Origin of the sequence: Streptomyces sp. SD31, from assembly GCF_052068475.1 — a bacterium.
In the GTDB taxonomy this organism is placed as follows: Bacteria; Actinomycetota; Actinomycetes; order Streptomycetales; family Streptomycetaceae; genus Streptomyces.
The window spans coordinates 209,199-220,162 of record NZ_JBQHCX010000021.1; the positions used below are offsets into that span (position 1 = coordinate 209,199).

General features: G+C 72.7%; 8 protein-coding genes. 4 read left to right on the forward strand and 4 right to left on the reverse strand.

Translation table 11 applies throughout. The annotated features are described in order from the left end of the window. Positions 1-142 precede the first annotated feature (142 nt). Together ACTMVF_RS36655 and ACTMVF_RS36660 are read right to left on the reverse strand one after the other, a co-directional pair. Complete coding sequence (locus tag ACTMVF_RS36655; RefSeq protein WP_441275384.1) at positions 143-1,120, reverse strand: threo-3-hydroxy-L-aspartate ammonia-lyase; 978 nt, start codon at positions 1,118-1,120, stop codon at positions 143-145. Continuing rightward, positions 1,117-1,908, reverse strand: a complete 792-nt coding sequence (locus ACTMVF_RS36660; RefSeq protein ID WP_441275385.1) for a helix-turn-helix transcriptional regulator — start codon at positions 1,906-1,908, stop codon at positions 1,117-1,119. The genes ACTMVF_RS36655 and ACTMVF_RS36660 overlap by 4 nt, the downstream gene beginning before the upstream one ends. Positions 1,909-2,101: 193 nt before the next feature. On the opposite strand from ACTMVF_RS36660, the gene ACTMVF_RS36665 reads away from it, so the two are divergent. From ACTMVF_RS36665 to ACTMVF_RS36680, 4 genes are all read left to right on the forward strand, one after another. Beyond that, on the forward strand, positions 2,102-3,283 hold the full coding sequence (locus tag ACTMVF_RS36665) for an MFS transporter (protein WP_441275386.1): 1,182 nt from the start codon (positions 2,102-2,104) through the stop codon (positions 3,281-3,283). 37 nt (positions 3,284-3,320) lie between these two features. Next, a complete protein-coding gene (locus ACTMVF_RS36670) occupies positions 3,321-5,084 on the forward strand; it encodes a beta-galactosidase (protein WP_441275387.1) in 1,764 nt (587 codons plus the stop codon). After that, on the forward strand, positions 5,081-7,453 hold the full coding sequence (locus ACTMVF_RS36675) for a beta-galactosidase (RefSeq protein ID WP_441275388.1): 2,373 nt from the start codon (positions 5,081-5,083) through the stop codon (positions 7,451-7,453). Before ACTMVF_RS36670 ends, ACTMVF_RS36675 begins: the two co-directional genes overlap by 4 nt. A 100-nt stretch (positions 7,454-7,553) precedes the next feature. Beyond that, positions 7,554-8,621 (forward strand): LacI family DNA-binding transcriptional regulator, encoded by a 1,068-nt coding sequence (locus ACTMVF_RS36680; RefSeq protein ID WP_441275389.1) that lies wholly within the window; start codon positions 7,554-7,556, stop codon positions 8,619-8,621. Positions 8,622-8,636: 15 nt separating this feature from the next. Here the strand turns inward: ACTMVF_RS36680 and ACTMVF_RS36685 are convergent, their stop codons facing one another. Both ACTMVF_RS36685 and ACTMVF_RS36690 read right to left on the reverse strand, forming a co-directional pair. Beyond that, positions 8,637-10,637: a heavy metal translocating P-type ATPase gene (locus ACTMVF_RS36685; RefSeq protein WP_441275390.1), complete on the reverse strand. Its 2,001-nt coding sequence runs from the start codon at positions 10,635-10,637 to the stop codon at positions 8,637-8,639. A 99-nt stretch (positions 10,638-10,736) separates the two neighbouring features. Next, positions 10,737-10,964: metal ABC transporter solute-binding protein, Zn/Mn family (locus ACTMVF_RS36690; RefSeq protein ID WP_441275391.1), on the reverse strand; the 228-nt coding region annotated here is incomplete at its 5' end.

Genomic DNA, 10,964 nt, shown 5'->3' on the forward strand with positions numbered 1-10,964 from the left:
TGACGCGCTCCCTTCCGGCCGCGGTTCATCGCGGCCTGGGCCGGTCTCCCCGGCGGCCCTGGGCATCGCCGCCGGCGGTCCGGCCCTCTACCATTCCATGGTCCGCCCGTCCATCCGGGGCCGCCAATCGGGGGACGCCCGCTCAGGCCCGCTTCCCGCAGAGTTCGGCGAAGCGCTCTGCGTCGACGTTGCCGCCGGAGACGATCACACCGACCCTGCGCGGCAGCGCACCCGCCCGGCCGGTGAGCAGGGCGGCCAGCGGGGTGGCCCCGCTCGGCTCGACGACGATCTTCAGGCGTTCGAACGCGAACCGCATCGCGTCCCGGATCTCGTCGTCGCCGACCAGCGCGATCTCGTCGACGAGCCGCCGGTTCACGGAGAAGGTCAGTTCTCCGGGTGTGTGCAGGGCCTGCCCGTCGGCGATGGTGTGCGGCACCGGGATGCTGATGCGCCGCCCCGCTTCCAGGGATCGCTTGGTGTCGTCGCCGGCCTCCGGCTCGACGCCGATCATCCGGATGTCCGGGTGCAGGCTCTTGGCCACCGTGGAGCTGCCGGCGATCAGTCCGCCGCCCCCGACCGGCGTGATGAGTGCACCCAACTCCCCCACCTCTTCGAGCAGTTCGAGGGCCGCGGTGCCCTGACCCGCGATGACATGCGGGTGCTCGTAGGGCGGGATGAGGGCGAGGCCGCGCTCGGCGGCCAGGGCCTCGCCGATCGCGACGCGGTCGCCGGTGTAGCGGTCGTACGTGACGATCTCGGCGCCGTAGCCAACGGTCGCCGCCCGCTTCGACGGCGGGGCGTCCTCGGGCATGACGATCACCGCGGTGGTGCCGAGTTCCCGGGCGGCCAGGGCGACGGCCTGGGCGTGGTTCCCGGAGGAGTAGGCGGCGATTCCGCGGGTGAGCTGCTCCGGCGTGAGCCGTGAGGCCGCGTTGTAGGCGCCGCGGAACTTGAAGGCGCCGACACGCTGGAAGTTCTCGCACTTGAGGAAGACCTCTGCACCGACGAGTGCGTCGAGTGTCCGCGAGCGCAGCACCGGCGTGCGGTGCGCGACGCCCTTGAGCCGCGCGGCGGCATCACGGACGTCGTCGAGGGTGACCGGCGGGGTGGTGGTCGTCACGCGTGTCCTCCAGGGGATGTCTCGTCGGTGACTGTGGGGTCGGTCGTGCGGTCGGTCGCGCTGTCCGGCGCTCGATGGGTCGCTCCGTCTGCCGCCGCCCGGTCCGTCACCCGGTCCGTCGCCGTCCGGGCATCGGTCCGCGCCTGCGACAGATAGCTGTAGGCGGACGCGCGGGAGATGCCGAGCCGTGAAGCGACCTGTTCGATCGCGCGCCGCACCCCGAAGACGCCCCGCTCGTCCAGGCCACGGAACAGCTCCAGGCGCTGGGCACGGTCGAGCGCGGCCCAACTGCCGTTCTGGCGGAGCTGGTGGGCGTCGAGGATGGCGTCGACGACGGAGTCGATGTCGTTGCCGAAGGTGGTGACCGGCACCTCGGCCGGGGTGCCGCCGATGCCGGCGAGGGCGCCGAGGAGAGCGTGGGCGTCGCCGACGGCGGTGACGTCGAGGTTGACGCAGAGCGCGCCGAACACGGTGCCCGTGGAGTCCCGCAGCACCATGGTGGACGCCTTGACCAGCTTGCCACCCCGGGTCCGGGTGACGTAGTTCAGCTCGTCGTCGGCCCCGTCGCCGCGCGCGACGATCCGCATGCCGATCTCGCTCATCGCCCCGCCCACGGCCCGCCCGGTCACCGAACCGGCAACGGCGACCACGGACTTCTCCGGCCGCCGATAGTCATGCAGGACCACCTCGCACATCGGCCCGAACGTGGCCGCGAGCCCGTCGACGACCGGCGTCAGCGCGGCGACGATCGCGTCCCGCTCGGATTCCAGGGCCTGTTCGGCCACCATCGCGCACTCCCCGTCCGCCCTCGACCCGTCCGCCCTCGACTCGGCGTTCCGTCCATCGAGCGCTTCTAGACTACACGTCCAGATCCTGTACTGGCAGTCCAGATCGCTCGCCGTCCGCGACCACCGAGCCCCCGCCGAAGTGTGCGCACGGACCTTGACGAGCGGCGTGATGTTACCGGTAACATCACGCCTCATGACAGTGACCCCGGCACCCCCGCTCCCCCGGGCCCCCCGGGTCTTCAGCCCCGCCGCCGTAGTCGCATCCTGGGTGGGCTTCATGCTCATCGGCGCCCTCCAGGCCCTGTACGGCCCCGCGATTCCCGCCTTCCGCGAGGAGTTCGGCCTGTCCCCGTCGGCGGCCGGCCTCGGGCTGAGCGCGCACTTCGTCGGCGGGGTGGCCGGCGTGCTGCTCTTCGACCGGCTCTACGGCCGCATCGGCAACCGGCGGATCCTGGGCGCCTCGTATCTGCTGATGGCCGTCGGCGCGGCGGGCGTCGCGCTGGCGCCGAACTGGCCGGCCGCCCTGGCCATGGCCCTGCTGGCCGGGCTCGGGTTCGGCGGTATCGACTACGGCCTCAACCAGCTGTTCGCCGTCGGCTTCGGCCACCGCTCGACCGCCATGCTCAACATCCTCAACGCTCACTTCGGCATCGGCGCGATCCTCGGCCCGGTGCTGATCGGCCTGGTGGGCGCCGCGCACTACCCGGCCGTCTTCCTCTGCTTCGCGCTGGCCAACCTGCCGCTGCTGCTGTGCCTGCGCGGCGTGCGCGACCGGGCGCCGCAGCCGTCCGAGACGGCCGGTGAGTCCTACGACGGCCAGGTCCTCGCCCGCAGCCTCGGCTCCGTGCTCGCCGTGTTCGTCGCCCTGTATGTCCTGCACGTCGGCATCGAGGCCGGGGTCGGCGGCTGGGAGCCGACCCATCTGCAGACCGTCGGCCACGGCGCCGGATTCGCCGCGACGGCCACGTCCGTGTACTGGCTGATGATGACCGTCGGCCGCTTCCTGGTCGCCCCGATCGCGCTGCGTTTCTCCGCCCAGGCCATCATCACGGTCTCGTGCGCGGGCATGACGGTGTGCCTGCTGCTCGCCACGATCCCGGCACTCGCCCCGTACGCGTACGCCGGTGTCGGCCTGTTCATCGCGCCGATCTTCCCGACCGGGCTGCCGTGGCTCAACCGGGCTGCCCCGCAGGCTCGCAGAGCAGGAGCGGTGGTCATCGCCGCCTCCATGGTCGGCGGCGTGGTGGCGGGTCCGGCGCTGGGCAAGGCCATCGAGTGGTCCGGGATCCGCGCCGTCCCGCTCCTGCTGTCCGGTGTCTCGGCGCTGTGCCTGGCCGCCACGCTCTGGCTGATCCGCAGTACCCGAACTCGCTGAACCCGCTGCGCACTTCATGGTGAAGGGAAGCTTCCGTATGTCCGCTCTCACGACGTCGCCCGACGGTTTTCTGCTGCGCGGCGAGCCGTTCCGGATCATCTCCGGCGCGATGCACTACTTCCGGATCCACCCCGACCAGTGGGCCGACCGACTGCGCAAGGCCCGCCTCATGGGGCTCAACTCGGTGGAGACATACGTGCCATGGAACCTCCACCAGCCCGATCCGGACGGCCCCCTCGTCCTTGACGGCTTCCTCGACCTGCCCCGCTATCTGCGTCTCGCCCACGCCGAGGGCCTGCACGTCCTGCTGCGCCCGGGTCCGTTCATCTGCGCCGAGTGGGACGACGGCGGTCTGCCCGCGTGGCTGATCGCGGACCACGACATCCGGCTGCGCACCAGCGACCCGCGCTTCACCGGGGCGATCGACCGCTACCTCGACGCCCTGCTGCCCCCGCTGCTGCCGCACATGGCCGCGGCGGGCGGCCCGGTGATCGCCGTACAGGTGGAGAACGAGTACGGGGCCTACGGTGACGACTCCGCCTACCTCAAGCACCTCGAACAGGCCTTCCGCTCCCGGGGCGTCGAGGAGCTGCTCTTCACCTGCGACCAGGCCAATCCCGAGCACCTGGCCACCGGGGGCCTGCCCGGTGTCCTGGCGACCGCCACCTTCGGCAGCCGGGTCGACCAGAACCTGGCGGAGCTGCGCCGGCACCAGCCCGAGGGCCCCCTGATGTGCGCGGAGTTCTGGATCGGGTGGTTCGACCACTGGGGCGGGCCCCACCATGTGCGGGACGCCGCCGACGCCGCCGCCGATCTGGACCGCCTGCTGTCCGCGGGCGCGTCGGTCAACATCTACATGTTCCACGGCGGCACCAACTTCGGCTTCACCAACGGCGCCAACCACAAGCACGCCTACGAGCCCACCGTCACGTCCTACGACTACGACGCCGCGCTCACCGAGTGCGGCGACCCCGGCCCCAAGTACCACGCCTTCCGCGAGGTCATCGCCCGCCACGCGCCCGTCCCCGACGAGCCGGCCCCCGCGCCCGCTCCCAAACTCCCGCACGCCACCGTGGAGTTGGACCGTCGAGCCCCGCTCCTCCCCCACGCGCCCACCCTCGCCGAGCCGGTCCGCACCGACGACCCGGCCACGATGAACGACCTGGGCGTGCAGACCGGTTACGCCCTCTACCGCACGACCTTCGAGGCGGCGGGCGACGGCCTGCTGCACTTCGCCGGCGGTGTCGGCGACCGCGCCCAGGTCTTCGTCGACGGCGCCCCCGTCGGCGTACTGGAACGCGAACGCCACGACGAGACCCTCCCCGTACGCGTCCCGCGCCCCGGCGCCACGCTGGAGGTCCTCGTCGAGAACATGGGCGGTGTCAACTACGGCCCCCGCATCGGCGCCCCCAAGGGCCTCCTCGGTCCTGTCGCCTTCAATGGCGCGGCCCTGCGCGGCTGGGACTGCCACCCCCTGCCCCTCGACACCCTGGACGCGGTGCCGTTCGAGCCGTCCGACGCGACGGCCGCCGAACCCGCCTTCCACCACGGCACCTTCGACGTCGACACCCCGGCCGACACCTTCCTGGCCCTGCCCGGCTGGACCAAGGGCCAGGCCTGGATCAACGGCTTCCACCTCGGCCGCTACTGGAACCGCGGCCCGCAGCACACCCTGTACGTCCCCGCCCCGGTCCTGCGCCAGGGCACCAACGACCTCGTCGTCCTGGAACTGCACGCCACCACCGCAACCCGCGCCCAGCTCACCGACACTCCCGACCTCGGACCGGAGAACACCTGGTGACCCGCCCACACCGCCTGCGCATCCCCGCACCCGCCGCTCCACCTCTGACGGGTCACGTCCCGTTCGCCGACGCGCCCGGCGTCACCGACCCGATCGAGGTGACCAGCCGCTGGCTCACCCGCGGGGGTCGCCCCTGGTTCCCGGTCTCCGGCGAGTTCCACTACTCCCGCTACCCCGCCGGGGAGTGGGAGGAGGAACTGCTGAAGATGAAGGCGGGCGGCGTGACCGCCGTGGCCTCCTACCTCATCTGGATCCACCACGAGGAGATCGAGGGCCGCGTCCGCTTCGACGGCAACCGCGACCTGCGCCGCTTCGCCCAGCTGTGCGCCCGCCACGGCCTGGACTTCATCCCCCGCGTCGGCCCCTGGTCCCACGCGGAGGTCCGGGGCGGCGGCCTGCCCGACTGGCTCCTGGCCCGCGCCTGCACACCCCGCACCGACGACCCGGCGTACCTGGAGCCGGTGCGCGGCTGGTTCGCGGCCATCGCCGAGCAACTGCGCGGCCTCGACCGCGGCCACGGCGGCCCGATCATCGCGATCCAGATCGAGAACGAGCTCTACGACCGGCCCGGCCACCTGCGGACGCTGAAGCACCTCGCCCTGGAAGCCGGCCTGAGCGCACCGATGTGGACGTCGACCGCGTGGGGCGGCGTCCAGCTCCCGGGCGACGAGCTGCTCCCCCTGTACGGCGGCTACCCCGAGGCGTTCTGGACCGAGGCGGACGGCGGCTGGCCCGACACCTGCCGCAAGCACTTCTTCTTCACCCACCAGCGCGACGACGAGGGCATCGGCGCCGATCTGCGGCCGACCACCGTCCGGGGCGGCGACCCGGACGCCTTCGCGGACCGATTCCCGTGGGCCACCTGCGAGCTGGGCGGCGGCATGGCGGTGGCCTACCACCGGCGGCCGCGCCTGGACGCCGCCGACATCGGCGCGCTCGGGCTCACCAAGATCGGCTGTGGCTCGGTGTGGCAGGGCTACTACATGTTCCACGGCGGCACGAATCCGGCCGGGGAACTGTCCACACTCCAGGAGTCCCACGCCACCGACTACCCCAACGACCTGCCCGTCCTGACGTACGACTTCCAGGCGCCCCTTGGCGAGTACGGCCAGTACCGCCCCTCGTACGACGAACTGCGCCTCCAGCACCTGCTGTTGGCGGACTTCGGCCACCTCATCGCCCCCATGGAGTCCGTACTGCCGGAACAGCGGCCCGACGGCCAGCACGACCGGAACACCCTGCGCTGGGCGGTCCGCGCGGACGGCACCTCGGGCTTCCTGTTCGTCAACAACCACCAGCCGCACGAACCCCTGCCCGACCGTCCGGACACCTCCTTCACGGTCGAATTCCCGGGCGGCGCAGAGACGTTGACGCTGCCCAGCTCGCCGGTGACCGTGCCCGCCGGGGCCTACTTCTGCTGGCCGCTGCGGCTCGACGTCGCGGGTGTGCGGCTGGAGTGGGCGACCGCGCAACCGGTGTGCACGGTCGGCCCGGACGGCCGTTCGGTCCTGGTGCTGGCCGCCACCGACGGCATCGCGCCCGAACTGGCCCTGGACGCGGGCACGGTGAAGTCGGTGAGCGCACCGTCCGGCGACGTCGCCGAGGCCGACGGACGGATCCTGGTGACCGGTCTGCGGCCCGGCACCGACGCGCTGGTCGAGGTGGAGACGGTGGACGGCCGGCGGGTCGGTCTGCTGGTGCTGGACTCCGCGACGGCTCGTACCGTCTACCGGGGCGAGGCGTGGGGCGCCGAGCGGCTGGTGCTGTGCGCGGACGGAGTCGTCTTCGACCGTGATGAGGTACGGGTCCACAGCACTTCGGTACGGCCGTCGTTCGCTGTGCTGCCCGCGCCGGAGCATGCGCTGGTGGTCGACGGTCGGACGGTGACCGGTGAGGCGGACGGGGTGTTCGCCCGCTACACCGTCGGGGGCGGCGGCGCGGAGGGCGAGGCTTCCGCGGTGCCGGTCACCCTCGTCCGGCCTGCCGGTCCGGCGCCCGAGCCCTCGACGGGCGTGCTGGGCCGGGCGAGCGCGCCCGCGGACAAGTACTTCGACTCTGTGGCCGCCGAGTACCTCATCGACGTACCGGAGGATCTTCCGGACGGGGCCGTCCTGCGGCTGCACTGGAGCGGGGACGTGGGGCGGGCGTACGTGGGGGACGCGCTGGTCGCCGACCAGTTCTTCTCGGGGCGGGTCTGGGACATCGGACGGCTCCCGGCGGGGGCGGCGCTGCGGGTGCGGGTCCTCCCGCTGCACGCCGACGCCAGGGTCCACGTGCCGCGGAACGCCAGGGACGCGGCGCGGACGGCTGCCGTGACACGTGCCGAGTGGATCAGCAGCCGGACGTGGACGGTCCGACCGGCGGGCTGAGGCTGCGCCCGTCCGGGATCCCGCCCCGCCGGCCTGCCTATGCTGGGGGTCTGCCGGGGCGGGACACCACCGCCGTGCCGATGTCGAGGAAGCAGCCATCATGACCCGCAGCTCCGCCGACGGCACCGCTCCGAGGGGGCGCAGCAGACGGAACTTCGCGGGCTCGCGTCCGGTGATGGACGACGTGGCCCGGCTGGCCGGTGTCTCCAAACAGACCGTCTCACGCGTCCTCAACGACCATCCGTCGGTGCGGCCCGAGACGCGCGAGACGGTTCTGACGGCCATGCGGACGCTGGGCTACCGACCGAGCCGCAGTGCCAGGTCGCTGGCCAGCGGCAAGACCCGGATGCTCGGCGTGATCTCCTTCGACGCCGCCCGCTATGGCCCCGCCTCCATCCTCACCGCGATCAACACCGCGGCCCAGGAGGCCGGTTACCTGCTGAGTTCGATCGCGCTGGACACCGCCGAGCCGGACACGGTGGTCGAGGCGGTGAACCGGCTGTCGGCCGAGGGCGCGGACGGGGTGATCGCCATCGCGCCGCAGCTGTGGGTGGGCAAGGCGCTGGCGGACACCCGCCTCGACACCCCGCTGGTCGTGCTGGAGAACGGCCTCGACACCGACACCCAGCAGGTCACCGGCGACTCCCGGACCGGCGCCCGCAAGGCGACGGAACATCTGCTGGGGCTCGGCCATCGCACCGTCTGGCACATCGCGGGCCCGACCGGCTGGACCTCCGCCGACTACCGCACGGGCAGTTGGCAGGCGTGTCTGGAGGCGGCCGGCGCCGAGGTCCCGGCCCCGCTGATCGGCGACTGGAGCGCCGGCTCCGGCTACGAGCTGGGCCGACAGCTGGCCCGGCGCCCGGATGTCACGGCCGTGTTCGCCGCCAACGACCAGATGGCCCTCGGCCTGCTGCACGCCCTGCACGACGCCGGCCGCTCGGTCCCGGACGACGTCAGCGTCGTGGGCTACGACGACATCCCCGAGGCCGCGCACTTCCTGCCCCCGCTGACCACCGTACGCACGGACTTCGCCGAGATCGGCACGCGTTCGCTGCGCCTGCTGCTGGACCGGCTCGACGGCCCCGGCGAGCCACCCCGGGTCGACTCCCTGGTCCCGGTCGACCTCGTGATCCGGCGCAGCAGCGGCCCGGCGCCGGGGCACTGACGGGCCCTCACCCCGTCAGTCGGATCCTCCGTCGGTCCCGTCGGTCGCCGCCCGCTGCCAGGCCGCCTCGCGCAGCAGGCGCAGTCCGTTCAGGCCGACGAGGACCGTGGAGCCCTCGTGGCCCGCGACGCCGAGCGGCAGCGGAAGGGTGCCGACCAGGTCCCAGGTGACGAGGCCGGCGATGAACACGCCGGCGATGACCAGGTTCTGCACGACCAGCTTCCGGGCCCGGCGGGAGAGGGCGACGGTGGTGGGGACGGCGGCGAGTTCGTCGCGGACGATCACCGCGTCCGCGGTCTCCAGGGCGAGGTCGGAGCCCGCCCGTCCCATGGCGACGCCGATGTGGGCGGCGGCCAGGGCGGGAGCGTCGTTGACACCGTCTCCCACGACCATCACCTTGCGGCCCGCGCCCTCCCACTCCTGGACCGCGCCCGTCTTGTCCTGCGGCAGCAGCCCGGCACGCACGTCCTCGATGCCGGCCTCGGCGGCCAGCCGGGCGGCGGCCCTGGGGTTGTCGCCGGTGAGCAGGATCGGCGCGGTGCCGGTGAGGGCGGTGAGGGAGGCGACGGTGGCGGCGGCGTCGGGGCGCAGCCGGTCCGCGATGCCGAGGACCCCAGCGGGGGCGCCGTCGACGACGACGAGGACGGCGGTACGGCCGGACTGTTCCAGTTCCTCGGCGAGAGCAGCGACCGGGCTGCCGTCACCGTCGACGCCGTCGAGCAGGCGGGCCGGGGCGCCCACCTCGACCGTACGGCCGTCGACGAGGGCCTGCACCCCGACCCCGGGCGCGGAGGCGAAATCCTGTGCGGTGGGCAGTGCGAGGCGGCGCTCGTGTGCCGCGGCCACGACGGCCCGGGCCAGCGGGTGTTCGCTGGGGTGCTCGGCGGCAGCGGCGAGCGTCAGCAACGCGTCCTCGTCCAGCCCGCATCCGGGCAGCGGCCGTACGTCGGTGACGCGCGGCGTGCCCTCGGTGAGGGTGCCGGTCTTGTCCAGCGCGACGGCGTCGACCTGGCCGAGGCGTTCCATCGCCACCGCCGACTTCACCAGGACACCGTGCCGGCCGGCGTTGGCGATGGCCGACAACAGGGGCGGCATGGTCGCCAGGACCACCGCGCACGGCGAGGCCACGATCATGAAGGTCATGGCGCGCAGCAGCGCCTCGGAGAACGCCTCGCCGAAGGCGAGCGGAACACCGAACACGGCGAGCGTCGCGGCCACCATGCCCAGCGAGTAGCGCTGTTCGACCTTCTCGATGAACAGCTGGGTGGGCGCCTTCGTCTCGGACGCCTCCTGCACCATCCGCACGATCCGGGCGATCACCGAGTCGGAGGCGTCGCGTTCGACCCGGACCCGCAGCGCGCCGGTGCCGTTGAGGGTGCCGGCGAACACCTCGTCGCCGGGCGCCTTCGTCGCGGGGAGCGGTTCGCCGGTGATGGTCGCCTGGTCCACCTCACTGGCGCCGTCCAGCACCCGGCCGTCGGCTCCGACGCGCTCGCCGGGCCGTACGAGGACGGTGTCGCCGACCGCCAACTCCTCGACGGGAACGGTCTGTTCGGTGCCGTCGCGGCCTATCCGGGTGGCGGTGGCGGGGGCGAGGTCGAGCAGTCCGCGTACCGAGTCGGCGGTGCGGGCGGTGGCGAGCGCCTCCAGGGCACCCGAGGTCGCGAAGATGACGATCAGCAGGGCACCGTCCATCACCTGCCCAATGGACGCGGCGCCGAGCGCGGCGACAACCATCAGCAGATCGACGTCGAGGGTCTTGTCCTTGAGCGCCTTGAGCCCTTCCCAGCCCGGCTCCCAGCCACCCGTGACGTACGACAGCGCGTACAGCGGACCCCAGGTCCAGGCAGGCGCTCCGGCGAACTGCAAGGGCAGCGCGAGCAGGAACAGCACGGTGGCCGCGGCGGCCCAGCGGACCTCGGGCAGCGCGAGGAGCCGCGTACGCCGCCGGGGCAAGGCGCCGGACCGCGCGGACACGGCTCGGTCGGCCGAGGGCGAGGTGAGCGTGGAAGTCATGCATGGCACGATACAGGAATAGATGAAGACTCCTTCATGTCTTCATGTCGGGGAGACAGGGTGGTCTGCCGTGGGACGTAGCGTTGGGGCCGGGGCGCCTCACTTGGCCAGCGCGTTCGCGAGCGCGTCGACGTTGGCGGTCATCCAGCCGAGGTAGTCCTCGCCCTTGGGCAGGGTCTCGGTGACGGGGACGACCGGAATGCCGGCCGCCTTGGCCGCCTGCTGGACCTTCTCGGTCTGCGGGCCGGAAGTCTGCTCGTTGTAGACCAGCGCGTTGACCTTCTTGCCGGTGAACAGCGCCAGGGTCTCCTGCAGGGTCCTCGGGGA

Coding starts and splice junctions, on each gene's coding strand:
- ACTMVF_RS36660 (WP_441275385.1), bottom strand. CDS start 1,908: ATGGTGGCCGAACAGGCCCTGGAATCCGAGCGGGACGCGATCGTCGCC.
- ACTMVF_RS36665 (WP_441275386.1), top strand. CDS start 2,102: ATGACAGTGACCCCGGCACCCCCGCTCCCCCGGGCCCCCCGGGTCTTC.
- ACTMVF_RS36670 (WP_441275387.1), top strand. CDS start 3,321: ATGTCCGCTCTCACGACGTCGCCCGACGGTTTTCTGCTGCGCGGCGAG.
- ACTMVF_RS36680 (WP_441275389.1), top strand. CDS start 7,554: ATGACCCGCAGCTCCGCCGACGGCACCGCTCCGAGGGGGCGCAGCAGA.
- ACTMVF_RS36685 (WP_441275390.1), bottom strand. CDS start 10,637: ATGACTTCCACGCTCACCTCGCCCTCGGCCGACCGAGCCGTGTCCGCG.